Below are 23721 nucleotides of genomic sequence, written 5' to 3'. Positions count from 1 at the left end.
TGATTCAGTCTGTCTAGTTGGCAGGACTGAAGATCATGATAGAGCATCGGAAAGTCGAACAGGCCGCGTTGTTCTATGAGTTCTCGCTCGAAAGACATATCCCGACTGATCACTTGCTGCGGTTGATTGACAGGTTTGTCGATCTTGAACAGGTCCGGCGGGACCTGGCGCTTTTCTACAGCAGCATCGGTCGGCCTTCGATCGCTGATCATCCGGATGCTCCTGATCGGTTACTGCTTCGGTATCCGATCGGAGCGGCGCCTGTGCGATCAGGTTCACCTCAATTGGCCTACCGGTGGTTTTGCCGGCTCGGTCTGGATGGGCGGTGCCAGATCATTCGACATTCTCCAAGAACAGGCATAGGCGCTTCCGGCAGAGCGACCTCTTCCGTCGCGTGTTCGAGAGCGTGCTGCGCCACTGCATCGAGGAACGACTGGTCGGCGGCGAAGGATTTGCAGTCGATGCGAGCCTAGTCAAGGCCGATGCAAATCGGCAGAAGGCGATCGAAGGCGATAAGGGACTTGGGCAACGACGGCAATCCGGCAGGCGGAGGTATTGACCGCTAAGCGCATGATTGAGCGGTCGCTGGAGCGGTTTGATCTCTATCCGAGCCGGCTCCTCGGCGACAGTGGCTATGGCTCGGCCGAGATGCTCGCCTGGCTGGTCTATGAGCACGGCATCGAGCCGCACGTTACAGTCTTCGACAAGTCGGCCCGCACAGGCGGGATCTTCTCGCGCGACGACTTCACCTACGACCATGCTGGGGACATCTATCGTTGCCCTGGCGGCAAATTTCTTACCACGACGGGAACGTTGGTGAATGATGGTGCCACCATGCTTTACCTCGCCAGCAAGCGCGATTGTGATCGATGCACATTGAAGGCTCGGTGTTGCCCCAAGCAGGCCTCACGGAGAGTGCCGCGCTCGATCTACGAGGGCGCTCGCGACATGGCGCGCCACATCGCGAGATCGTGGGAGGGAGGCACCTCGCGCCGGCTCCGCTTGTTGGCGCACCTCAAGCGCATTCTCAAGCTCGACCGTTTGCGTTTACGAGGTCCAAACGGCGCGCGCGACGAGTTCATCCTCGCAGCCACCGCCCAAAACCTTCGAAAGATGGCCAGTTGATCCCGATGCCCACCCCGAGGCTCGCATAGGGTCGGTAGAGCAGTTCGGCCACGTCGCGACGGAGCTATTACAACGAAATACTGCCAGCCTTTTTCGACGGAATCGGTCATATGCAAACATTCTTCACCCCGGCCCGCGCCCTCTCGGCTTCGGCTCGGCCAACGGTGCGACCTCGACCGTGGCGCTCTCTAGAGCGCGCTCTCGTTCAATAGTCAGCCGAACTTGCTGACCGACCGCGGTCAGCCCGATGAGGTTGCGCATTTGCGTGGCGCTGCGGATCGGGATGTCGTTGGCCTTCAGAATGATGTCGCCGCGGCGAAGGCCCGCGCGCTCTGCGGGCGAGCCGGGACTGACCTCCTTGATACGGGCCCCCTGCGTCACACCGGCAGCGGGCGCCTCGAGATCCTCCAGCGCAACGCCGATGCGGCCACGCTCGACCCGCCCTGTCTGGGCGAGCTGCTCCATCACCTTGCGGGCCATGTTGATGGGTACCGCGAAGCCAATTCCCACATTGCCTCCTCCCGGAGAGATGATCGCCGTGTTGATGCCAACGAGTTCGCCGCGCAGATTGATCAAGCCGCCACCGGAGTTGCCGGGATTGATCGCAGCATCAGTCTGGATGAAGTCTTCATAGCCGTGCTTGCCAAGGCCGGTGCGCCCGAGCGCGCTGACAAGGCCTGACGTGACGGTCTGGCCCAGGCCGAAGGGATTACCCACCGCGATGACGAAGTCGCCGACCTGAAGCGCGTCGCTGTCGCCCAGCGCGATGGCCCTCAGCCCGACTGGCTCCTTGACCTGTAGTAGTGCGATATCGGTCGGCGCATCGCGGCCGACCACGCGACCGGCAAACTTTCGGCCATCCTTGGTTCTGATCTGCACTGCGGTCGCGTTGGCAACAACGTGGTTTGCTGTCAACACATAGCCGCGCTGGGCGTCGACAATCACGCCCGATCCGGCGGCGTTGATTTCCTTCTCCAGCTGTTTCGGAACGTCGAAGAACTCCCGAAAAAAGGGATCCTGGTACAGCGGATTGTCCTCACGCACGCGTCCCTGCACCGAGATGTTGACGACGCTCGGCGTCACCTCCTTGACCAACGGCGCAAGGGTTGGCACGCGGCCGATGTTGATGTCTGGAATTTGGGCGAGAACTGGCGGTCCGGAAAGGGTTAACACCAGCGTCGAGCCGAGCCCGAGTCGCGCAAGCCCACGCAAGTATCGCATCGTTTCTCTCCGGCAGCACACCGCGTTTATCGCCCCGTCCTCCGGGGCGGTGGCGGCGATTAACTGGTTGGCTCAAGTCGACTGTTCAAGAGCCTTCAGTGCATCGTTCGGATGAGGCGCAAAATTTTCGTAGAAGCTCTTGAACGGATTTTGTGCGTTACCTAAGTCGCTTCCGCCCGGGGACCGGTTCCCGGACCCGGATTTTTGACATCGCTGACCTAATCAGGAGGATGTGCATGCATTTCCGCCCATTGCACGATCGCGTGCTCGTGCGCCGCATTGATGCCGAGGAAAAGACCGCTGGCGGCATCATCATTCCCGACACCGCAAAGGAGAAACCGCAGGAGGGTGAAATCGTCGCCGCGGGCCCTGGCGGTCGGAATGAGCAAGGGCAATTGGTGCCCCTCGACGTTGATCCCGGCGACCGCGTGCTTTTCGGTAAGTGGTCCGGCAACGAAGTGAAAATCGACGGCCAGGACTACCTCATCATGAAGGAAAGCGATCTTCTGGGCGTGGTCGACAAGGCCGCCTCGCTCAAGAGGGCCGCCTGAGCAAGCTGGAAGCTGACAGTCATTCGAGAAAGGAGCAGATAATATGGCTGCCAAAGACGTGAAATTCTCAACTGAGGCCCGCGAGCGGATGCTGCGCGGCGTCGATACGCTCGCCAATGCGGTCAAGGTGACGCTTGGTCCCAAGGGACGCAACGTCGTCATCGAGAAATCCTTCGGCGCCCCGCGCATCACCAAGGATGGCGTCACTGTTGCCAAGGAAATCGAGCTCGAAGACAAGTTCGAGAATACGGGTGCACAGATGGTGCGCGAAGTCGCCTCGAAGACAAACGATCTCGCCGGTGACGGCACCACGACGGCGACCGTGCTAGCCCAAGCCATCGTCAAGGAAGGCGCAAAATCGGTCGCCGCCGGCATGAACCCGATGGACCTCAAGCGCGGTATCGATCTAGCGGTCGAAGCCATCGTCAAGGACCTGCAGGCGCATGCCAAGAAGGTCACCTCAAACGAGGAAATCGCGCAGATCGGCACCATTTCCGCCAACGGCGACACCGAGATCGGCCGTTTCCTTGCCGATGCCATGCAGAAAGTCGGCAATGAGGGCGTGATCACCGTCGAGGAAGCCAAGAGCCTCGATTCCGAGCTCGAAGTGGTCGAAGGCATGCAGTTCGATCGCGGTTATGTCTCGCCCTACTTCGTGACCAACGCAGAGAAGATGCGGGTCGAGCTCGAGGATCCCTACATCTTGATCCACGAGAAAAAGCTCTCCGGGCTCCAGACCATGCTGCCGCTGCTGGAGGCGGTGGTGCAGTCGGGCAAGCCACTGCTCATCGTCGCCGAGGACGTCGAGGGCGAAGCACTCGCGACTCTTGTCGTCAATCGGCTGCGCGGTGGCTTGAAAGTGGCAGCCGTCAAGGCGCCCGGGTTCGGCGACCGCCGCAAGGCCATGCTCGAGGACATTGCGATTCTCAGCGGCGGAACGGCGATATCGGAGGATCTCGGAATCAAGCTCGAGAACGTAACCCTCAACATGCTCGGGCGCGCCAAGAAGGTCGTCATCGACAAGGAGAACACGACCATCGTCAACGGCGCAGGCGCCAAGAAGGACATCGAGGCCCGCGTCACCCAAATCAAGGCGCAGATCGAGGAGACCACCTCCGACTACGATCGGGAGAAGCTGCAGGAGCGTTTGGCGAAACTCGCTGGCGGCGTCGCCGTAATCCGCGTCGGCGGTGCCACCGAGGTCGAAGTCAAGGAGAAAAAGGATCGCGTCGACGATGCAATGCATGCAACGCGCGCCGCGGTCGAGGAGGGTATCCTGCCCGGAGGCGGCGTGGCGCTTCTGCGCGCGTGGAAGGCGCTCGATGGTCTCAAAGCTTCTAATGCAGATCAGAAGGCCGGCATCGATATCGTGCGTCGCGCCATCCAGGTTCCTGCCCGGCAGATCGTCCAGAACGCCGGTGAAGACGGCTCGCTCGTCGTCGGCAAGCTGCTCGAGAACGCCGACTACAATTGGGGCTTCAACGCAGCCACGGGAGAGTACCAGGACATGGTCAAAGCGGGCGTGATCGATCCTGCCAAGGTCGTCCGCACCGCGCTGCAGGACGCGGCTTCAGTCGCCGCCTTGCTCATCACGACGGAGGCACTGGTGGCCGACAAGCCGAAGAAGGCGGAGACGGCGCCTGCCGCGCAGTCCATGGACTTCTGATCAACCCTGAGCCCGGCCGGCGACGGCCGGGCTCATCCGATCCACCACGAGAAAGCAACGATAGTACCAAGGAGCTTCAGATGAGCAGGCGCATGCAATCTCCACCACCCAACGGCGGGGCGGCTGTGATGCATTGGCTCATGTTCGCCCTCAGCCTTCCGACCATCGCTTGGATCAGCTTGCCGAAATTAGGAGGATGAGATGACAAGAAATGATACCCTTTCCGCTCGTGCTGAGACTTCAGACCGCCGGGCCCGAATGATGATTGCGGGCGCGTTCGCTTATGCGGCAATGCTGCTCCCGGCGGGTGCCTGGGGCCTGGACGGTCCGTCAAAACAGATCCCCGAGCGCGCGAACCACCTTCTGCCGCTTCCGCCCATCCCCTATCCGGATTCGATGCAGTGGATGAGCTGGAAACCGAGCCCGCCGCTGTTCAAGATGGACACGCTGCTGTTGCCAGACAGCAATGAACCCCATGTCCTTCGTCTTCCGTCCGACCTCGAGGGGACTGCCCCCCGGGTGAGCTAATGCTCCACGCGCGACCCGTCTATGGGTCACGCAGCTTCCCTGGCACGCGAGGACGGCGAACCTGCGCCTCAACCGCGCTGCCGAATTGCGGGCCCGTGCATAACTCGCTTTGGCCCTTGTTAACGAAACGGACGTCAGGTCAGGTTACCGAGGACCAAAGCCCTAAAAAATTTTTGGCCCCCTCTTGAAACCAAAAACGACTTTGCTAATTTTTTTGTCGCCACCGAACGGTGGTGTCCGGGCGCCGCATGGGTCCGGCCGTTGAGACGGGCACCGGTCGTGTCCGGTGCCGCTCGTAACCATCTTGCTCTTTGGAGGATTTGGCTATGCGCACTTATGATTTCTCGCCCCTTTGGCGTTCGACCATTGGCTTCGATCGCCTTTTTGACCTCGCGGAAATGGCCCAGCGGGCCGGCGAGGACAACTATCCGCCCTACAATATCGAACGGCTGTCTGAGGACCGCTACCAGATTTCGTTGGCGGTTGCAGGTTTTGCGCCCAACGAGATCGCGATCACGGCCGAACAGAACGTGATCACCATTGAGGGCAGCAAGTCGGAGAAGGCTGAGCGCGATTTTCTCTACCGCGGCATCTCCACCCGCAGCTTCAAGCGGCAGTTTAACCTGGCGGATTACGTTCAGGTCAAGAGCGCCGCATTCGATAACGGCTTGCTCAAAATTGAGCTGGTCCGGGAAATCCCGGAAGCCATGAAGCCGCGCCGTATCGCAATCAACGGCGTATCGGCCGACAATGTCCAGAAATTGGAAGCCAAGGCAGCCTAAGCAGGCTCCGACCGGCGCCGCGCGAGGCTTCGCGCGGCTGCCGCTCGTCGTCAATGCAAAGGAGGATACCATGCGGCCGACGACCGCTGACGACAACGTGTTTGACTTCAACGCGCTCCTGCATCCCGGCACCGCTTTCGAACATCCCAGGGATGTCGTGTGCCATGCCGGCCTGACGACGGCCGAGAAGCGGGCAATTCTGGCATCCTGGGCGTCCGACGCATCGGCGATAGCATCATGCCCGTCGCTCCGCTCGCCCGCCGGACTGAAGAAGCCCGTATCGATCGATGAAATCCTCGAGGCCCTGTGCGAACTCGACGGCGGACCCCGGAATCCTCCGGGTGGAAAGCCTTGTCGGTTGCGCTCAACCGAACGTGCCTTGGCCGCCTGAGCCGGAAGGGGACGAGTGATGATCAAGGGAAATCTTGAACGCCTGCGTGCCCATCGCGCCAATATTCGGCGCTACCGCAGGCTGCTCGCGACGCGGCTGTCGGACCTAGAGCGAGCGTATATCGCACGCCGGATGAGCGAAGAGCAGCATTCCGTGGAGGCCCTTTTGCACGAGACGTTTCCCGATCGCCTCTCGCTGCAGACGGATCGCCGACGAACAATGAACTTGGAGATGGCTCGGCTGCTGCATCCAGCCGAGGCGTTTGCTCATCCGATGGACGTTGTCGATGATTGCGACCTCACCTCGTACGAGAAACGGGCCATTCTATCGCTTTGGGCCGCGGATGCTTGCGCCTTGAAAGACGATCCAGAATTGAACCGGACAATCGATGGAGCTGTGAGCTTCGACGACATCGTGGATGCCCTGCGCCTTCTGGAGTCCGATTCGGATCGAAGGACCAATGGCTCCAACCGAAAAGGCCGACGTTTTGGCAGCCATGAGGCGGACGATAGTCCCGCTTTGTAGACCGATGCTTTTGTTGCTCTGCCGCGACCCTGACGAGAGCGCGGCAGAGGTGGGAATTTGTTGAGCGCTGCGAGGGGGAAATGTCTCAAGCTGTTTCTCAGAAATTGCCGTCGCTCGGCACCGGGCTGACGAAGTATTTAACGGAAATTAGACAATTTCCGATCCTCACTCGGGAAGAAGAGACCACTCTTGGTCGGCGATGGCGAAACCGCGGCGATCGTGAAGCGGCTTATCGCCTGGTGACAAGCCACCTGCGTCTCGTTGCGAAAATCGCCATGCGATATCGAGGTTATGGGCTACCCATTGCCGATATCATTTCCGAGGGCAATGTCGGCCTGATGCAGGCCGTGCGGCGATTCGATCCGGAGCGGGGCATCCGCCTTTCCACCTATGCCATGTGGTGGATCAAGGCAACGATCCAGGATTTTGTTCTTCGCTCATGGTCGCTGGTGAAGATCACGGCGGATGCTGCCCAGAAGAAGTTATTCTTCAAACTGAGGCAATCGAAGAGTGCGATCTCCGCCTTGGAGGACGGGGATCTGAGGCCAGAACAGGTCAAGACGATCGCCGCTCAGCTCAAGGTACCCGAACGTGAAGTCGTGAATATGGACCGTCGCCTGCGCGGCGACCTGTCCCTGAATTTACGTCACAAGGATGCCGGCGACGTCGGAGATGCCCTCGAACGGCTGGTAGATCCGTCGCCTACTCACGACGTGACGTTGGCCGAGGACCAGGAACTGGCTCAACGGCGGCAAGCTCTGACAGCAGCCATTGAGAAGCTAAGCCCCCGTGAAAGGCATATCTTCACAGCACGCTATTTGAGTGAAGATCCCCCGAAGCTCGAGGCGCTTGCCTTAGAGTACGAAATATCGCGCGAGCGTGTCCGCCAAATCGAGCAACGGTCATTTGAAAAGGTACAGTCCGCGATGCTGACAGGAGGAGCCTGTCTGAAAAGTCCATACAACATTCGAAGGAACGGTAAACACACTTTCGGCTCAGGCGCTTGACTGTACGATGCTAACGCCATTCATTCTTTGTCTGATGACCGCGAATAGCATGGCCGCGGCAGGAGCCATTTGCGCGGCACGACATATCTTGCTGCTCTTCGCGCATGGGACCGATAACGACCGTGCCATTCCGCAGATCGAGCAGCCAGGCAAGAGCGGGGCGCCTTCTGCGTTGGTTTCAAGCAATGCCTCAAAGCTGCAACTATGAGCGGGCCGTCAGTCCACGCAGCGGATTGTCCATGCGCTCGACGCTTCATGCGCACACCACCCGCAGAAGTCAGCGAGCGACTCTCTCTTGGCGATGCAATGAGCCATGCCCCGAGATGTCTCTTTCGACGCCCGCGCCACGAGCGAACAAGAGCGGACTAAGCTTGAATCCCTGATCCGCGAGGATTTTGAGCGCTGGCATCCCGGTCACAACCTGGAAGATCTGAAGCGAAGGGCTTCCTTCTCGTAAGCCTCCGAGGGAAGACGCCTTGTGGCGTGCTGGGCTGATGGTTGAGAACTGTACGTATGGACAGCCACACGATCAGTACGCTGAATCGACTTGAAGTGGTCGATAGTCGATGTCCTCGACGCAGGCCTGCTGACGCACCTTGGCGTATTGCAGCCTCTTGGAGAGCCGCTTGTCGCGTCGCAGCCACGCTTCGCGTTCGGGCAGGAGCGCAAGCCATTCGGCATGGCCGAGGCTTGCAGCATCGCCGCCGGCTTCGATGTCGGCAAAGGCTTTGGCCATGCCATGAAGGCCGAGCGCGTGGAGTTGATCGAGGGGCGGACGCGTGATGTTGGGATGAAGGATCGGCGCATTGTCCGCGGAGCGCTTGGTTGAAGGACGTCGATCATTGTTGGTGAGGATTGATTTGACCGAGCCGTAGGTGCGAGCGCCGATGTCGATCGCCCGCAGGGCGGCGGCACCGAGCCGCTCTTGCCCGTAAGATCGAGCGAGCCGGATGATGCCGGGGCGGGCGCGGAAGCCCTGCTCGGGGTGTGCCCGCTCATCGAGGATCAGGTTGCACAGCGCCGCGGTGGCAGGCCCGATCGTGGCGGCCTCCTTGCGGATGCGCTCGATGGTCCAGCCGGCGTAGCGCCGATGACTGGACGCCATGTGCTCCGGCACGGTGGTGTGCTTGTGGTTGCCGCTCATGCGCTGACGCCCGGCGATCCGCTCGCCCCTGTGGAAAATCTCGACAGTGCGGGCGGTGAAGCGCACCTCGACCCTCGGCGCGGAGGAAGCGATGCGGGACGCTGTAGTAATGCGCTTCGACCTCGACGTGATAGTCGATGCTGACCCGGCAGATCCGCCACTTCGGCGAACACTTAGGGGCTCTCCGGCAAGTCCTTCAGCGCCGGCCGGCCATCTCGTTTGCGGCGAGCCACGCCGAGCCGCCGGATCGACCGTTCCTCGTTGAGCCGGGTGAGCAAGTCGGCGATCGCCGCGTTGACCTTGGCAAGGCTGTGGAACGTGCGGTAGGGCAGCCGCCCGAGCAGCCAGCGCTCGACCATGAGAACCGCCTGCTCGACCTTGGCTTTGTCCGAGGCCGGCGCGGCCTGGCCGGCAGAATAGCGGTGTCGTAATGCGCTGCCATGTCGGCGTGGCTGCGGTTGATCCTGGGATCGTAGAGGCAGGCTTTGATCACCGCGACCTTGGTGTTGTCCGGGACCAATAGCGCTGGCACGCCGCCGATCGCCTTGAAGGCGCCGACGTGGCCGCTGATCCAGTCGGCGAGCCCCTGCGTCCAGGTCGCCTGCGCGTAGGTGGAGCTCGAAGCGCCGAGCACCGCGACGAAAATCTGTGCGGTGCGCCGCTCGCCGGTGAGCCGATCGATCACCACCGGCACGCCGTCGCCGGCATAGTCGACGAACAGCTTGTCGCCCGCCGTATGCGGACTGGCGCATCGTCACCGACAGGCGACCTTCCCAGGCGCGGTAGAGCTCGCAGAACCGCGAATAGCGATACCCGCCGGGTTCGCCCGCGATGTACTCGTCCCACAGGATCGACAGCGTCACATCCTTGCGCCGGAGTTCGCGGTGCATCAAAGCCCAGTCCGGCTCGGCCAGACGCCGCTGGCCGCGCCGGGTGCCAGGACCGGCTCCCGCGCTGGCAAACAGCCGGGCTTCCAACTCAGCGTCGGTGATGTCGTCGGGCAATGGCCAGGTCAGCCCCGCCGCCTCGAACCGGTGGATCGTCAACCGTCAACCGCACCGTCGAAGGGGCTTTCCCCACCCGCCACGCAATCTCGCGGGTCGGCATCCCGGCCGACTTCAATCTGATCACATTCCGCACATGGCGCATCGCGACATCGAGCGGAATCAGCAGGCAGGTCGGAAAACTGCCGCCACACCACGGTGTCGAAAAAGCGGCGCGGCGCCCTGACCATGATCGTCGTCGCGCGCTGCCGCGGATATCGGAACGGCCGGATGCCATAACGCCGGCACGGGCAATGAACAGCCGGACCGACCATTGGTCTGGCAGGCTGAACTTCATCTCGATCGGAGGATCGCGACGATTGACCTCCTCAAGCTTGGCCTTCAGCAGCTCTGCTGCGGCTTCAGCGGCGTCGCGTTCTCCCGCCGTGGCCGCGCCGAAATAGAGCGCCTCCACCTTTTTCAGCCGATCGCGAAGCTGGTCTTCGATCCGCATGCCCTCGCTCCTCGAAAGCAACGAGGCCATCGCACGAACCGGCCATCAACCGCGGAAAACAAGCCGTCCACACATCATCGCACCGGAACTAGGCTCCGCGGCCCTGGGCGAATGCTTACTGCGTATCGCGCAACCATCGCGCTCTAACTACTAAATTTCATGAGGAAGGCAGTGCTGCGCATGTGCAGTATTCGGCGAGCTCATTAGCAACTCCTCATCATACATGCCGTTGACCCTGTCACGCATCAGGCCATAGCACTCGCATGCAATCGTCTCGAGCCGCGTTCGGTCGATCTCTAGCATTCGTCGCTGTTCTGAAATGATGCCGCCGGCCGCTCGAAGTTTACGCATCGTTAGCGTCACGGTCGTTCGGCGCACCCCGAGGAGTTGTGCTAACGCCTCCTGCGTTAATTGAATTCGGCTGTCCGCACCTCGGTCGTGAATGTCGAGCAGCCATCGGGCCATACGGCATTCCACCGAATGGACCGCGTTGCAGGCTGCTACGTTCTGAAGCTGCAACAATTGCGTGCGAAAATGGAAACGAAGAACACGCCTAATCGCAGCGCTTTGCTCAAAGACATGCTGCAATTGTGAAACAGGTACATGGAGCGCGCTTCCGGCGACATAGGCCGTTGCCGTGACCGGCGATCGCGACCGGGAGGGACTTAGGACGGAGAGCGCGCCGACCGCTCCTTCTGAGCCCATGAGAGTGGACGCCACAATCTGACCGCCCGACATTTCGACTAAGAACGAGATGGCGCCGCTGAGGGGGAAATAGACCTGCTTGAACTCGTCTCCTGTTCGTACCAGCACAGCATCGAACCCGAAAGACGTTTTCTGAAGATGGGGCGCAAGCAAATTGAAGTCGGCTGCGGGCAACGCCGCCAAAAGTCTATTCCCAAGGCGGGTCTGGAGCGCCATCACGGATGTTCCCTGAAACCGCGCAGAAACAACCAAAGTTTGAAACCCGCGCCAAGCGCGCACGTTCCTAACTGGCCTGTTGTCCTTGATCCAAACTGCCGCTTCGGTCCAAAAGCCGGCCTTGGCGGTCAGACCGGGCGACGTCCCACCGCGGCATTCCTATGTATGGCCACCAAGCGATTTCCCGTTCCGCTCCGGTGTCGCGCGCGCCAGAAGCGCATAGGACACCCCCAATCCGAGGGGCATTTGAGGGTGAGGCGCTCATCGCGCGCGGCAGGTGACTTTTGACGCGAACCCAGAAGCCATGCGTCAGCGCCGGGAGACGGTCGAGCATCTGTTCGGCACGATGAAGGCCCGCATGGGAGCGACACACTTCCTTACCAAAACGCTCCCAAAAGTAGCGGCCGAGATGGACTCTCGGTCTTGGCCTATAATCTGACCCGGGTCATTAACATCGTCGGGACCAAGTCACTGATCTCCGCGATCATCCTCTGAGAGTGGCACGCTTCCTGGGCTTCCGAGCCGACACCCTTTGAAGCCGTTTTTACACGGGTGCGCCGGGAGACCGGCGAGGAGTAGGTGGTGCAAGTCCACTACGATGAAGGAATAGCGAACCGCATCGACCCCAAGCCGTGCGCAGGCCTCCGCGAGGATGCCGGCGAAGCATCGGCAGGGGGACGTGCAGGCCAACCATTGAGCCGCGATAGAAAACTGATTCCGAGTGCCGACGCTGACGCCGGTGTTAGTCACGACCCCGATTCATCATAGGACGACTGGCCTCAGCGCCGGCCTCCAGGCCCCCAAAGGTGCTGACGCCTTTTCTAGCGGCGCAGGAACGACGGAACGACATGGCCGACTCTTGTTTATCGGACGTTCGGATGCCGTCAGGTTTCTCGCCGAGCCGGTGCGACTGCCTGCAAAGTAGACTGCCCATATCGTGGGTCCTCGATTCGTTCTCAATCCATAGCGCGAATGGATTACCGGGGTTCTCCGTGGGAGAACGGAGTTCCTAGCTCTATTGGCGTCCGCTAAAATCGGCTCCGCAGGCCTCGACCGAATGGCGGGGATCTGACGAGGGTTACCCTCGGGAAGAGCCGGGTGCGGGAAATCCGCCCGTCCGGATCTGTGAGGGCGAAAGCCAAATGGCTGAGCTACTCGACCACAACTGGGGGCGCGGCTCGGAACTTGGCTCTGTGGTTGCTTCGCCCTGGACATTGGTCCGGCCACAAGGGGCCAATCAGGCCAACCGCTATCAGCGCGACCCCTGCGATTAATAGCCAATGCAGCAATTGCAATGAGAGCAGTAAGGCCTTTGCCATTTTCACTCCAGGACAGCGTACTCAAATGCCACGCCGCGCTCCGGGGCGTTTTCCTCGAACCATTTCTCGGCGGCCTCGATCGAAGCGAAAACTTTGATGTGGTCCTCGTCGCCGATTTACTTGGCCGCGTCCGTGTAGATCCAGACAGTTTAACTGCACGGCCTTGAAAGGTAGGGCTCGATCATTCGATCGCTCGATGTGCCGCCCGAAATGGATCCTAGTTAGCTGCGCCGGCAGACTGCGTTGGTATACGAAGTCAGTGCCCAAAGAACAACCACAGCAGGATGATCACAGGAATTGGCACGCCCAAAAGCCAAAGCAAAACGCCTCGTCCCATCGCTTCCCTCCTTATTTATTCACGCCAATGGCAACTCCGAAGACGCGGCCAATGTTCCTAGCCCACCGATCGTGTCGTCCTTGCCGTCGCGCAGGGAGCGGAAGGCGGTGGTCATCCCTCAATGAGGAGGCGCCCCAGGAACGCATTGCAGGCCCGCTCGGCTTCAGCGAACGAACTGAGGGGAGACCCGGATACGTGAGCCGCTGGCATATTCAGAAAGTCGGGGCGATATGATGCAACAAAGCCCGGCTCTCCATGCAATCCAGGTCCACTCCGGCACTCGTTGCTGATGACGAATGAATAGTCGTCGCTGCTTGCGATCCATATCTCCAGTTCAGTATCGACTCGGCGGAAGTGCAGGGCCATTCCACCCTCCACCTCCGTGATCATCCAGATGGGACGCTTAGCCCGCTCTTGTGCGGTTGGCCGCTTCGGCGCTCCCGCGCCAGCCGTTCGGCCTTTAGGCGCTTTCGATTATCGTGAATCGCTTTTTGCGCTTTGGCGTAATCCGTCATGGCTTCCGTCGGCGTGACAGCTTTGAATGCTTTGTTTGCTTCGCGCTCCGCAGCCGTCGGCGCCCGTCGGTCTCGGTCTTTAATGATTGTTGACCTCCCATTTGAGCTGGCTAATCAACGCGCGGAGCTAGTCTTCGACCCTTCAACGAACTTGAGGCTGCGATCATTTTCGGTTTCTGTCGCGGCGCACCTTTTGAAACGGCTCCGGCTCTTGGATGAGCTTGCGCTTGCGGCTGGCCGGATCGTCAGGCCTGGCTTCGGGGTCGGTCACGTTGGCGATTGCACCGGCGAACCGGAGCGCTCGGCGATCATGCCACGTGGATGTCACCGTAGAAGATGTGCCAGCATTCCTGGCGCTCGCGATCACGGCGGCGGATGAGGGCGGTCTTGGCGCATCGTCCATCTGGCTCGGCTGGCGGCGCGCGAGCTGCGACAGCTCGGCGGCCGGCCGCTTGCCGGCCTTGCCGCACTTCACGCAGCGCAGCCGGCGGACTAGGTCATGCACGCAGGTCGACATGGGGCAGGGCAGCCAGGTCGACCGCGCGACGACATCACCGACGCTGCGCTGGAAGCCCGGCTGTTTGCCAGCGCGGGAGCCGGTCCTGGCACCCGGCGGGGCCATCGCGGGCAGGCCGAGCCGGACTGGGCGGCGGTACACCGCGAACTCCGGCGCAAGCATGTGACGCTGTCGATCCTGTGGGACGAGTACATCGCGAGCGAACCCGGCGGGTATCGTTATTCGCGGTTCTGCGAGCTCTACCGCGCCTGGAAGGCCGCCTGTCGGTGACGATGCGCCAGTCCGCATGCGGCCGGCGACAAGCTGTTCGTCGACTATGCCGGCGACGGCCTGCCGGTGGTAATGCGAGCGCGCTAGGCCGCGGGGTTGCCGCAAACTGCATGACATGCTCGTATGTGCTCTGCTCGCGGAGCTCGCGCCATGTTGGATGGTGCCGGAATCGCTTGCGTCGGCGCGCGTCGAGACCGGTCGCCTGTATGTGGCCGTTGGAAGACGTGCCGGTGCGCTTGCGGCGGTAGCCCGGCGTCGCGTCGCTAGCGTAACGTGTAGGCCGTCCTCCGCGATAGCGGCGGCGACGAAGGCCGTCCGGTCCAGAATCGCACGGTCCTTGCCTTCTCGCAACATTCTTCGCGTCCTTGGCGCGAGCGTCTCGGCGATCGCTCGTCGGATTGGCATTCACCCGTCGCAGCTGTTTGCCTGGCGCCGTGATGCTCGGGCGGAACGACATTATCGCGAGCGGCACTCAAGTTGCGGGGGTGAGGTGGCGTCTGTGTCAGGCGCTGTGATCGAAAATTGCCATTGGCGAGGTGATCGTGCGCGTCGGCGTGGACGTCGACGAGGCGCAGCTACAGCGGGTGATCCGGGCGGTCCGTTCGGCATGATCTTCGGCGTGAAGGTGTTCCTGGCCAGCCATCCAGTCGACTTCCGCAAGCGTACCCCTGGCTCGAGATCCGATGCTCGCGCTGCAAGACGCCTCGGGCAATGGCCAGGTCAGCCCCGCCGCCTCGAACCGGTGGATCGTCAACCCTCAACCGCACCGTCGAGGGGGCTGTCCCCACCCGCCGCGCAATCTCGCGGGTCGGCATCCCGGCCGACTTCAATCTGATCACATCGCGCACATGGCGCATCGCAAACCTCTCCGTCGGCATCCAGGTCCCCCTTCGCAAAGCCGAAAGGCGGGACCGTATCGGAGCCAGAATAGGCCTCGTCACCCCGGGCGACATCATCCCGGAATGGTGGGCGAGATCATCTCGGAATGGCGGGCGACATCAAATCGGAACGGTGGGCGAGATCATTCCGGAATCGTGGGCGATATCGAGCGGAATCAGCAGCCTCAGTGTTCTACCCGGAGCATTGGGGCCGATCGGTGTCGTGAAAAGCTATGACAGAAGAGCGCCGAGACTGGACTCTGATAGTCGGATTTCTAAGTATTGCGGCCGTGGTGCTGGTGCTCAGCGTCATGCTTGATTAGCCGAACCGGATCGAACGGCTCCCAAATGTCGGTACTGGCCTTGCCGACTTTCCGGCCCTCGTGGATCGCCACGAAGTCGTCGGGAATCGTCTCGCTGACTATTACGATGGGGCGGAGAAACAGATCCATCACCGCTTCCGAAATGGCACCACGTAACCGTCGGCTGCGCGGATGACAACCCGGGCCAGCTCGAGCGGGTTGAAGCCGAGGTCGGCCACAGCCTCTGCCGCCCCTTGGTGCGCCAGCTCAGCGACGATTGCCTCCGTTACCTTCATCAGGCGCGCCGTTTCTGCATTGCGGTCTGCCATTGATCTGTTCTCGAGCTTCGGGCAGCCACGACCTTGCCCCCTGGTGTAATTATAAGTCTGTGTCCATTGGCGCAGGTGAGGTCAGATAGCGCACGAGACAAAAACGCGGCCCCCTGAGCAGAGACGGTCACAGCAATCTCACCGCAAACCGGGCATAGGTAGTTTTTGTCTTGAGGACTGTCGCAGACGTCAGGCACGTCGAACATCCCATCGTGCTCTCCCCGATGGATAACCACGAAGTCGTTCTTGAGTTGTCGCCGCCGATCACAGTTCGCCGCAGGGGCGGGCCTGCGGGCGCGCCCGTTAAGCGTTTGTTTTCTATGGCAGCTAGGAACGAACGGGGCCGAGCTTTGTTCGTCTGTCATCCGAATGCAGCTCTCACCATCCCCCCCGACCAAACCGCATTCGGACAGTGTGAGCGGAAGGCCGATGGCCCCAGCGTGCTCCCAAGCGCTGGGGCCGTCTCCGTCGGGAACAACTTGCAACTAACGTAGTTTAGTTCGGTACGATGAAGGAGTGGGACCAACCTATCGGCCTAAGCGCTCTCCCCGGGGCGCGGGGGCCGGTTTCTCCGGAAGTGGGGGAGCCCATGCTCAAGCCGAGCCATTTGGACGCATTAGACTATAGCTTTCTCGGATTAGTCGGAGTGTCATTCATTGCATTTGCTCTCGCCATTGGGTGGCTGCTGATCGGCTGACACGCAAACTTCGGCCTCGCTCGAGCATGATGTGCTTGCGGCGTAGATTGATGATCTCGCTCGGCCGGGCGCCGGTATTATCATCACCATGACGACCGCCCGCTCTTCCTCGTTCATCGTCTCCAGTGCGCCAGCCGCCAGGATGCGGTTAATGATCCACCACGGCGAGAAGGGTGGGCGCGGCCTCGATTTATCGCCTTCGAGCCGAGCGCCGACGACGCTGTTGTCGAGGTCAGTGAGGGCGGCGACCAGGGTGGGATGCGGATGGCGCGGGCGCGGCGGTAGATAGCGCAGCGTTGCCGCGGTATCCGAGACCATCCGGAAGCCGTCATACTTGTCCTCGAACACCCGGCCGGGATCGTCAAAAGGCGCGTCGGTCAAACTGGCCAGCATCGGCTGTAGGCGCTTTGGCAGTGTCGACTTGCGGCTCATCTCCGGGAGACCGTCGGTCGGAGAACGGCTGGGTGTGCTTGGGCCGTGGGGAGGGCGCGGAAGAATCTCGGTCAGGGCGAAGTCCGAGGACCCGCCACAAGCGGGCCCGGGCGAAGACGAATCCTTCCCACAGCCTTGCGAACCAGGAAATGCTCAAGAGCTTCGGCTTCACGATGACAAACAGCCTCTCGACGATCAGGAGGCTGAAGGCGTAGCAGGCTGCAATCATCGCCGTGCCGGTGATCCAGTGACCCTTGCCCGCCAGCGCCACGGCAGCAAGCTTCAGCGGCTCGACCGTCGCGATCGGAAGCGCCAAGAGCAGCAGCGAAGGGTAGGGTCCAAGACCTTCAATCGACCGTCTCAGGCTCATGCGCGGACGTCTCCTTGCCGAGCTAACTGCGACGACGTACGCACGTTCCGGACGCTGGAACATAGGGCGCTTCTGCCGGTTTTATGCGGCGGGCAATGCGGAAGGAAGACGAGATGCGCGCCACCATCGAAGACCGCGGCGGGGAGGCCGCCGGATCCCCCAGCCTGGAGGCCGACGCGGCTGCCTGGCGCGGCAAGCGCGGCGGTAGGCCCGTGGCCATTGCCGGCGAAGTCCTCGTGGTCCGCATTCGCCGGCGCAAGCGCTCGGTGTCATCGCCCGTTTCTTCGGCCGACCGTCCGCCGCGCCGCGCTAAAGGTCCGCGTTAGATGCGCCGCCCATGGTGGATGCTACGAAAGCAGGCGCGAAGAAATCCAAAGCTGTGACCGCTCGGGCTGAGACACGGAAGCCGCTGCCGCTCGGCCCGGGCGAGCACAAGAACGCCAGGGTCGTGTTCGCGCCGGGTCATGGCGTGGGGAGCGGCACCGAGATCGCCAGCGAGCAAAGGAGCAGGCCGCGCGCGACCGATTGCGCAAGCGCAGGCAGGTGGCGATGGAGAAAGCGCAGCGGATTTTGGATGTAGCGCGCGAGCGACACGAGCGGCGCGTAGCCAAGATCCGCGCTCAGATCGACGTGCTGGAAAATAAGCGTCGGGTCGACGACGAGCGCTGGAAAAAGGAGAGCTCGCGCTTGGAGGCCAGTGCACTCATTGGTGGAACGGGATCCCGACCGAAATCGGTCGCGTGGAGTACCGGTTCGATCCGGAGCAGGACTAGTGGAGAACTATGCCGGAATCGACGTGTCATTGGAACTGTCGAGCGTGTGCGTTGTGGATGCCCAGGGTAAAATCCTGAAGGAGGCGAAGGTCGCGAGCGAACCCGATTTTGTCCCATAATCGGCGATGTTATTATGGCCGACTGGGCCTGACCGTGGAATAATTGAGCTTTCAAATTTTCTTGGCGCGGCGCCTGCGGGCGCTGAGCGATATGGATTTATCGATGACCGGGCTTTCCCAGGACGCCGATCTTGCATGCAGGATCGCTATGCTCGAACAGAAGCTGCAGGCGAGCGCCGCGGAGGCCGATCGGCTGCAACGCGAGCTGGCACAATCGCGAGATTGCCAGACGGCTAGCGCCGACATCCTCGCCACCATTGCGGGCACCTCCGGCGACGCCGACCGAGCGCTGGAACAGATCGCTGAGACCACCGCGCGGCTGATCGGCGCCTCCAGCGTCTCGATCCAGCTCGCCGAGAACGGCGAGTGGGGCAAGGCCTACCGGTACGGCGCGAGCGCCCGGCTCATCCGCGCGGCGGTGCCGCTGACCGCCATCAAAGTCGGCGGCAAAAACATGCCCGGCGCGGTGGTCGGACGAAACCGGCAGATTCACGTGCCGGATCTCGATAATCTCGATCCCGATCTGGCCGAGTTTCCTGGCCTGCCGCACGCCCGGGCCGCTGGCACTCGAACCATGTGTGGCACGCCGCTGCGCAACCGGGGCAAGGCGATCGGCTCTCTAATCGTCCATCGCGACCGGCTCGAACCGTTTTCGGATGATGAGCTCGTGCTACTGCAAAGCTTTGCCGACCAGGCGGCGATCGCGCTCGAGAATGCGCGCCTGTTCAATGAGACTCGGGAAACGCTGGAGCGGCAGACCGCCACTGCCGACATCTTGAAGGTCATCGCCTCCTCGCCGTCCGACGTGCAGCCGGTGTTCGATGCCATCGCGAGCAGCGCTAAGCGGTTGATCGGCGGCTTTTCGACGGCGGTATTTCGCTTCGTCGACGACATTGCGCACCTTGCGGCCTTCACACCGACAAGCCCGGCCGCTGACGAGGTGCTGAGGGCCGGATTTCCGACGCCTGTCGCCCGCTTCGAGCCGTTCAGGCTCGCACAAGCTGGCACGCCGGTTCAGATCGGCGATATCGAGGCGCTTCCAGACTCGCAGATCAAGCAGATCGCTCGGGCGCGTGGCTTCCACAGCATGCTGCTCGCGCCGTTGATGAGCAATCGTGTGCCGATCGGTCTGATCAGCGTGACGCGGCTCGAAGCGGGATCGTTCGTGGATCACCACGTGCAGTTATTGCAAACCTTCGCCGACCAGGCAGTGATCGCTATCGAGAACGCACGCCTGTTCGAGCAGGTTCGGGCGAGAACGCATGAGCTGAGCGAGGCCTTGCAGCGGCAGACCGCGACCGCCGATGTACTTAAGGTGATCAGTCGCTCGGCGTTCGATCTGCGGACCGTGCTGGATGCCTTGCTCTCCTCAGCGTGTCGGCTGTGCGATGCCGACATTGGAACAATCCGTTACGAGGATGAGGGCAACTACCGGCTTGCCGCGACCTATGGCTGCAAACCCGAATGGGTCGATCACTTCCAGACCTACACGACGAGAGCAGACCGCAGCTCGATTTTCGGCCGGACTATTCTCGATGGGCGTCCCGTTCGCGTACCGGACGTGCTCGCTGATCCACACTTCAATCGCCCTCGAGCACAAGAACTCATAGGGTTTCGAGCCGCGCTCGGCGTCCCGCTCGTTCGGGAGGGCCACGCTTTCGGTGTCATTAACCTATTTCGCTTCGCTGTGGGGTCTTTCGAGGACAAGCAGATCGAGCTGGTAGCGACGTTCGCCGACCAAGCGGTGATCGCGATCGAGAACGTCAAATTGTTTGAGCAAGTGCAGGCGAAGACGCGAAGCCTTACTGAGGCGTTGAAACAGCAGACCGCGACCGCCGACGTGCTTAAGGTCATCAGCCGCTCGGCATTCGATCTGCAAACCGTGCTCGATACCTTGACCGAATCGGCCGCGCAGCTGTGCAACGCCGACATGGCGGCGATGACCCGGCAGGATGAAACCGGCGGCTACCACCATGTAACCAACTACAAATTCTCGATCGATTGGGTGAAGATCGCCGACGCCGTTCGTCTCCATCCAGGACGCGGTAGCCTGGTCGGAAGGGTACTTCTGGCGCGCAAGGCGGTCCAGATCGCCGACGTCCTCGCCGATCCCGATTACTCCTATCCGGACATGCAGCAAGCAGCCGGATATCGCGCTCTGCTCGGCGTTCCACTTCTCCGCTCGGGAGAGCCCATCGGTGTCCTATTTTTGGCCCGCAAGGTGGTTGAGCCCTTTACCGACAAGCAGGTCGAACTCGTCTCGACCTTCGCCGACCAGGCCGTCATTGCCATCGAAAACGTCCGCTTGTTCGAAGAAGTGCAATCGAAGACGCGCGATCTCTCCGAGGCCCTAACCTATCAGACCGGAAGTGCCAACATCCTCAAGGTGATCGCCTCCTCGCCGACCGACGTTGAGCCGGTCCTGCGCACCATCGTGGAAAGCGCCTGTGAGCTCTGCGAGGCCTATGATTCGGTGCTGGTCCTGAAGGAGGGAGGCGATCTGGTCGTTCGTGCGCATCACGGACCGATCGGAATGGGCACTCAGACATGGATCGACGACCGCACCTCCGTGTCGGGGCTCGCAATTGCCGAGCGGGTCCCGATACACTTGCACGACGTCCTCTCCGATGAGGGCAGCAACTTTCCTATTGCGCAGGCAATGTCACGACGGGATGGTTGCCGTACCATTCTTGCCGTGCCGATGCTAAGCGAAGGTGAGAGCATCGGTGCGATCGTACTTCGCCGTGCCGAGGTACAGTCTTTCAGCGACAAGCAGGTCACGCTCCTGCAGACCTTTGCCGATCAGGCGGTGATTGCCCTCGGCAATGTCCGCTTGTTCGAGGAGGTTCAAGCTCGCACCCGCGAACTAGCCAAATCCCTCGATGAATTGCGCGCTGCCCAAGACCGCCTGGTGCAGACCGAGAAGCTCGCCTCCCTCGGCCAGCTCACGGCCGGCATCGCGCACGAGATCAAGAACCCACTCAATTTTGTCAACAATTTCTCTGCGCTGTCCGCCGAATTGATCGGCGAGCTCACTGAGCTACTCGGAAATGCGGAACTAGATGACAGGATCCGCACCGACGTAGACGAGCTTGCGCAGATGCTGAAGGGCAACCTCGATAAGGTCGTCCAGCACGGCAAACGCGCCGATTCCATCGTCAAGAACATGTTACTGCATTCGCGCGAGGGGACGGGCGATCGTCGTCCGACCGACATCAATGCAATTGTCGAGGAAAGCCTCAACTTGGCCTATCACGGCGCCCGAGCGGAGAAATCCGGCTTTAACCTCACGCTCAAACGCGACCTCGACCCACACGCCGGAACGGCGGAGGTTTATCCGCAGGAGATTACGCGGGTGTTGCTCAACCTGATCTCCAACGGCTTCTATGCGGCCTACAAGCGCAAGGAAGCCCACGGCGACGCCTTTGAGCCGACATTGAGCGCGACCACGAGAGCTCTGGCAAATGAAGTGGAGATCAGGATCCGGGATAATGGCGTCGGGATTCCGGAGGAGGTCAAAGCGAAAATCTTCAATCCTTTCTTTACGACCAAGCCCGCCGGCGAAGGCACCGGGCTCGGCCTTTCGATGAGCCACGACATTGTCGTGAAACAGCACGGCGGCAGGATAACCGTCGAGACTGAACCGGGAGCATTTACCGAGTTCATTATCACCCTGCCGCGGATGGTGGCAGTACAAGACAATACCGGAGGCACGAGTTGAGTGTTTACATTCTCGTCGTCGACGACGAGCCCGACGTGGAAGCATTGTATCGACAGCATTTTCGGCGCGAGCTGCGCGCCGGCCGCTTTCTGATGGAGTTTGCCGCTTCCGCGCCGGCCGCGCTGCAGCGCGCCGCCGACATCCGGGATCCCTCGCTGATCTTGATCCTGTCGGACATCAACATGCCCGGAATGAGCGGGCTGGAGATGCTGCCGGAGGTGCGAGCCAGACGGCCCGACGTCCCTGTGATCATGATTACAGCCTATGGCGACGCGGAAACCCGCAAGATAGCACTGGAGCGCGGCGCCGAGGCCCTGTTGACCAAGCCGATCGACTTCGGGCAGCTTCGCCAGGAGATCGACGCCAGGCTCGGACAGCTCGCATGACCGCTACCATCCTCGTAGTCGACGACGAGCCGGATCTGGAGGCTCTCGTCCTGCAAAAATTCCGCCGGCAGATTCGCGACGGACAGGTTAGTTTCGTCTTCGCCCATGACGGCCTTGAAGCCCTGCAGTCGATCGAGGCGCATCCCGACGTCGACTTGGTTGTCTCCGACATCAACATGCCGCGCATGGACGGCTTATCGCTGCTGGCGAAACTACAGGAGGCCGAGGAAAAGAAGTCGACCATTATCGTTTCCGCCTACGGCGACATGAGCAACATCCGCACGGCGATGAACCGGGGCGCGTTTGATTTCCTTACCAAGCCGATCGATTTTGCCGACCTGGAAACGACTATTCAGAAAACGATACGTCACATCGACATGCTGCGCGAGGCGCGCCGCCGCCAGGTCGAAGCCGAGCGCGCCCACGCCTCGCTGTCCCGCTATTTCTCGCCTGAGCTTGCCAAGCGTCTTGCTACAGGCGGCGACGGTAACGACATGCAGGTGCACTGGCGTGATGTCGCCGTCATCTTCACCGACATCACGGGCTTCACCTCGCTGGTCGAAACCGCCGCGCCCGAAGTGCTGGCCGAGCTGCTTAATGAATATGTCGGCGGCCTGACCGACGTCGTCTTCGCTCATGAGGGCACGGTGGCCAAGGTGATCGGCGATGCGATCCAGGTGCTGTTCAACGCGCCCGGCGAGCAGGCCGACTACGCGAACCGCGCTATAGCCTGCGCGCAAGCGATCGATCGATGGGCGGAGGTGTTCCGCGGACGCTGGAAGGAAAAGGGTGTCGATTTCGGGGCCACACGGATCGGCGTGCACGCTGGCCCCGCCCTGGTTGGCAATTTCGGCGGCAGTCGCTTCTTCGATTACACCGCCTATGGCGATACCATCAATACCGCTGCACGGCTCGAGACAGCGAACAAGACTTTGGGAACACGGGTCTGCGTTAGTGCTGCGGTTGCGCATGCAGCGGCAGACTTCAAGGGGCGGCCGGTCGGCGACCTCCTGCTGCGCGGGCGCAGCGAACCGTTGCGCGCCTATGAACCGCTCGCCCCGGCGGAATTCGAGGCGCCGGCGACCGCGCAATACGCCCGGGCCTTTGCCAAGCTCGAGGCCGAGGACACTTCGGCCATGCCGGCCTTCGCCGCGCTGGTCGGAGTGCATGCCGATGACCCCCTTGCTGGCTTTCACCTCAAGCGGCTACTCAACGGAGGGAGGGGCGCCCGTATGCAACTCGGCTAAGTCGTGGACTGCTCGCTGTTAAGTGGTGCTTGTTGTGCGCATAGGCATACGGAGAAGGGCTCGTCCGTATTCCATTATTCCCGATGGGCGAATCCGATCGGGCAGGCCTATGCCACTCGGGCAATGAATCCGGATGAGGCTATGGGCGGCC

The 23721-nt window shown here is 61.5% G+C and carries 18 protein-coding genes and 5 pseudogenes; 15 read left to right on the top strand and 8 right to left on the bottom strand.

Translation table 11 applies throughout. The features are described from left to right. The first annotated feature begins 35 nt into the window (after nucleotides 1–35). Nucleotides 36–1125, top strand: a pseudogene (locus tag I6F38_RS26025) (IS1182 family transposase). A gap of 123 nt (nucleotides 1126–1248) precedes the next feature. Here I6F38_RS26025 and I6F38_RS26020 read toward each other — a convergent pair. Then, nucleotides 1249–2346, bottom strand: coding sequence for a trypsin-like peptidase domain-containing protein (locus tag I6F38_RS26020; RefSeq protein ID WP_225162332.1), 1098 nt, complete (start codon nucleotides 2344–2346; stop codon nucleotides 1249–1251). Nucleotides 2347–2582: 236 nt separating this feature from the next. Here I6F38_RS26020 and groES point away from each other — a divergent pair, with 236 nt between their 5' ends. The 7 genes from groES (at nucleotide 2583) to rpoH (ending at nucleotide 7796) form a co-directional block, all read left to right on the top strand. Continuing rightward, nucleotides 2583–2897 carry a co-chaperone GroES gene (gene groES, locus I6F38_RS26015; RefSeq protein ID WP_016844150.1) on the top strand — a complete coding sequence of 105 codons (315 nt, stop codon included), beginning with the start codon at nucleotides 2583–2585 and terminating at the stop codon, nucleotides 2895–2897. Nucleotides 2898–2940: 43 nt separating this feature from the next. Continuing rightward, a complete protein-coding gene (gene groL / locus I6F38_RS26010) occupies nucleotides 2941–4563 on the top strand; it encodes a chaperonin GroEL (RefSeq protein WP_225162331.1) in 1623 nt (540 codons plus the stop codon). Between the two features lie 201 nt (nucleotides 4564–4764). After that, the gene (locus tag I6F38_RS26005; protein WP_225162330.1) at nucleotides 4765–5091 is read left to right on the top strand and encodes a hypothetical protein; all 327 of its coding nucleotides are present in this window, start codon (nucleotides 4765–4767) and stop codon (nucleotides 5089–5091) included. Nucleotides 5092–5417: 326 nt separating this feature from the next. Then, nucleotides 5418–5873, top strand: coding sequence for an Hsp20 family protein (locus I6F38_RS26000; protein ID WP_018272795.1), 456 nt, complete (start codon nucleotides 5418–5420; stop codon nucleotides 5871–5873). Between the two features lie 70 nt (nucleotides 5874–5943). Then, nucleotides 5944–6264 (top strand): hypothetical protein, encoded by a 321-nt coding sequence (locus I6F38_RS25995; RefSeq protein WP_038383545.1) that lies wholly within the window; start codon nucleotides 5944–5946, stop codon nucleotides 6262–6264. 18 nt (nucleotides 6265–6282) lie between these two features. Then, a complete protein-coding gene (locus I6F38_RS25990; RefSeq protein WP_225162352.1) occupies nucleotides 6283–6789 on the top strand; it encodes a hypothetical protein in 507 nt (168 codons plus the stop codon). 80 nt (nucleotides 6790–6869) lie between these two features. After that, on the top strand, nucleotides 6870–7796 hold the full coding sequence (gene rpoH, locus I6F38_RS25985; RefSeq protein ID WP_038383543.1) for an RNA polymerase sigma factor RpoH: 927 nt from the start codon (nucleotides 6870–6872) through the stop codon (nucleotides 7794–7796). A 529-nt stretch (nucleotides 7797–8325) separates the two neighbouring features. On the opposite strand, the gene I6F38_RS25980 is transcribed toward rpoH, so the two are convergent. The 3 genes and pseudogenes from I6F38_RS25980 to I6F38_RS25970 all read right to left on the bottom strand — a co-directional run bounded on the left by I6F38_RS25980 (nucleotide 8326) and on the right by I6F38_RS25970 (nucleotide 11358). Next, on the bottom strand, nucleotides 8326–8580 hold the full coding sequence (locus I6F38_RS25980) for an ATP-binding protein (RefSeq protein WP_225162349.1): 255 nt from the start codon (nucleotides 8578–8580) through the stop codon (nucleotides 8326–8328). After that, a pseudogene (gene istA, locus I6F38_RS25975) lies at nucleotides 8578–10089 on the bottom strand (IS21 family transposase); the annotation flags it as partial. The gene I6F38_RS25980 and the pseudogene istA, both read right to left, overlap by 3 nt. 498 nt (nucleotides 10090–10587) lie before the next feature. Further along, nucleotides 10588–11358 (bottom strand): Crp/Fnr family transcriptional regulator, encoded by a 771-nt coding sequence (locus tag I6F38_RS25970; protein ID WP_225162329.1) that lies wholly within the window; start codon nucleotides 11356–11358, stop codon nucleotides 10588–10590. A 295-nt stretch (nucleotides 11359–11653) separates the two neighbouring features. Here I6F38_RS25970 and I6F38_RS25965 point away from each other — a divergent pair. Together I6F38_RS25965 and I6F38_RS25955 are read left to right on the top strand one after the other, a co-directional pair. Next, nucleotides 11654–11853, top strand: a pseudogene (locus I6F38_RS25965) (transposase); the annotation flags it as partial. A gap of 2220 nt (nucleotides 11854–14073) precedes the next feature. Then, nucleotides 14074–14391 (top strand): annotated as a pseudogene (locus I6F38_RS25955) (IS21 family transposase); the annotation flags it as partial. A 1078-nt stretch (nucleotides 14392–15469) separates the two neighbouring features. Here the strand turns inward: I6F38_RS25955 and I6F38_RS25945 are convergent. The 4 genes from I6F38_RS25945 to I6F38_RS25930 all read right to left on the bottom strand — a co-directional run bounded on the left by I6F38_RS25945 (nucleotide 15470) and on the right by I6F38_RS25930 (nucleotide 17324). Continuing rightward, a complete protein-coding gene (locus I6F38_RS25945; protein WP_016841004.1) occupies nucleotides 15470–15646 on the bottom strand; it encodes a hypothetical protein in 177 nt (58 codons plus the stop codon). After that, nucleotides 15646–15825, bottom strand: a complete 180-nt coding sequence (locus I6F38_RS25940; RefSeq protein ID WP_225162327.1) for a hypothetical protein — start codon at nucleotides 15823–15825, stop codon at nucleotides 15646–15648. The genes I6F38_RS25945 and I6F38_RS25940 overlap by 1 nt, the downstream gene beginning before the upstream one ends. A gap of 649 nt (nucleotides 15826–16474) precedes the next feature. Next, nucleotides 16475–16954, bottom strand: a complete 480-nt coding sequence (locus tag I6F38_RS25935) for a hypothetical protein (RefSeq protein ID WP_225162351.1) — start codon at nucleotides 16952–16954, stop codon at nucleotides 16475–16477. Further along, complete coding sequence (locus I6F38_RS25930) at nucleotides 16884–17324, bottom strand: hypothetical protein (RefSeq protein ID WP_225162326.1); 441 nt, start codon at nucleotides 17322–17324, stop codon at nucleotides 16884–16886. The genes I6F38_RS25935 and I6F38_RS25930 overlap by 71 nt, the downstream gene beginning before the upstream one ends. A gap of 113 nt (nucleotides 17325–17437) precedes the next feature. On the opposite strand from I6F38_RS25930, the gene I6F38_RS25925 reads away from it, so the two are divergent. From I6F38_RS25925 to I6F38_RS25905, 5 genes and pseudogenes are all read left to right on the top strand, one after another. Then, the gene (locus tag I6F38_RS25925) at nucleotides 17438–17650 is read left to right on the top strand and encodes a hypothetical protein (protein WP_179077185.1); all 213 of its coding nucleotides are present in this window, start codon (nucleotides 17438–17440) and stop codon (nucleotides 17648–17650) included. A 446-nt stretch (nucleotides 17651–18096) separates the two neighbouring features. Further along, nucleotides 18097–18204, top strand: a pseudogene (locus I6F38_RS44255) (IS110 family transposase); the annotation flags it as partial. Between the two features lie 115 nt (nucleotides 18205–18319). Next, nucleotides 18320–21937 carry a GAF domain-containing protein gene (locus I6F38_RS25915; RefSeq protein WP_075969073.1) on the top strand — a complete coding sequence of 1206 codons (3618 nt, stop codon included), beginning with the start codon at nucleotides 18320–18322 and terminating at the stop codon, nucleotides 21935–21937. Further along, complete coding sequence (locus I6F38_RS25910; RefSeq protein WP_016840998.1) at nucleotides 21934–22323, top strand: response regulator; 390 nt, start codon at nucleotides 21934–21936, stop codon at nucleotides 22321–22323. Before I6F38_RS25915 ends, I6F38_RS25910 begins: the two co-directional genes overlap by 4 nt. Next, the gene (locus I6F38_RS25905) at nucleotides 22320–23570 is read left to right on the top strand and encodes an adenylate/guanylate cyclase domain-containing protein (protein WP_016840997.1); all 1251 of its coding nucleotides are present in this window, start codon (nucleotides 22320–22322) and stop codon (nucleotides 23568–23570) included. The genes I6F38_RS25910 and I6F38_RS25905 overlap by 4 nt, the downstream gene beginning before the upstream one ends. The last annotated feature ends 151 nt before the right edge of the window (nucleotides 23571–23721 follow it).

This window comes from Bradyrhizobium sp. BRP56 (assembly GCF_020194035.1).
Taxonomy (GTDB): domain Bacteria; phylum Pseudomonadota; class Alphaproteobacteria; order Rhizobiales; family Xanthobacteraceae; genus Bradyrhizobium; species Bradyrhizobium australafricanum.
This window is presented reverse-complemented; position numbering and strand designations above follow the sequence as displayed.

Bases quoted from the DNA above. Each gene is read 5' to 3' on its own strand.
- rpoH (WP_038383543.1), top strand. From the start codon at position 6,870: ATGTCTCAAGCTGTTTCTCAGAAATTGCCGTCGCTCGGCACCGGGCTG.
- I6F38_RS25930 (WP_225162326.1), bottom strand. From the start codon at position 17,324: ATGAGCCTGAGACGGTCGATTGAAGGTCTTGGACCCTACCCTTCGCTG.
- I6F38_RS25945 (WP_016841004.1), bottom strand. From the start codon at position 15,646: ATGGATCTGTTTCTCCGCCCCATCGTAATAGTCAGCGAGACGATTCCC.
- I6F38_RS25925 (WP_179077185.1), top strand. From the start codon at position 17,438: ATGCGCGCCACCATCGAAGACCGCGGCGGGGAGGCCGCCGGATCCCCC.
- I6F38_RS26005 (WP_225162330.1), top strand. From the start codon at position 4,765: ATGACAAGAAATGATACCCTTTCCGCTCGTGCTGAGACTTCAGACCGC.
- I6F38_RS25905 (WP_016840997.1), top strand. From the start codon at position 22,320: ATGACCGCTACCATCCTCGTAGTCGACGACGAGCCGGATCTGGAGGCT.
- groES (WP_016844150.1), top strand. From the start codon at position 2,583: ATGCATTTCCGCCCATTGCACGATCGCGTGCTCGTGCGCCGCATTGAT.
- I6F38_RS25970 (WP_225162329.1), bottom strand. From the start codon at position 11,358: ATGGCGCTCCAGACCCGCCTTGGGAATAGACTTTTGGCGGCGTTGCCC.
- I6F38_RS25935 (WP_225162351.1), bottom strand. From the start codon at position 16,954: ATGAGCCGCAAGTCGACACTGCCAAAGCGCCTACAGCCGATGCTGGCC.
- I6F38_RS26000 (WP_018272795.1), top strand. From the start codon at position 5,418: ATGCGCACTTATGATTTCTCGCCCCTTTGGCGTTCGACCATTGGCTTC.
- I6F38_RS25995 (WP_038383545.1), top strand. From the start codon at position 5,944: ATGCGGCCGACGACCGCTGACGACAACGTGTTTGACTTCAACGCGCTC.
- groL (WP_225162331.1), top strand. From the start codon at position 2,941: ATGGCTGCCAAAGACGTGAAATTCTCAACTGAGGCCCGCGAGCGGATG.
- I6F38_RS25990 (WP_225162352.1), top strand. From the start codon at position 6,283: ATGATCAAGGGAAATCTTGAACGCCTGCGTGCCCATCGCGCCAATATT.
- I6F38_RS25915 (WP_075969073.1), top strand. From the start codon at position 18,320: ATGACCGGGCTTTCCCAGGACGCCGATCTTGCATGCAGGATCGCTATG.
- I6F38_RS25940 (WP_225162327.1), bottom strand. From the start codon at position 15,825: ATGGCAGACCGCAATGCAGAAACGGCGCGCCTGATGAAGGTAACGGAG.
- I6F38_RS26020 (WP_225162332.1), bottom strand. From the start codon at position 2,346: ATGCGATACTTGCGTGGGCTTGCGCGACTCGGGCTCGGCTCGACGCTG.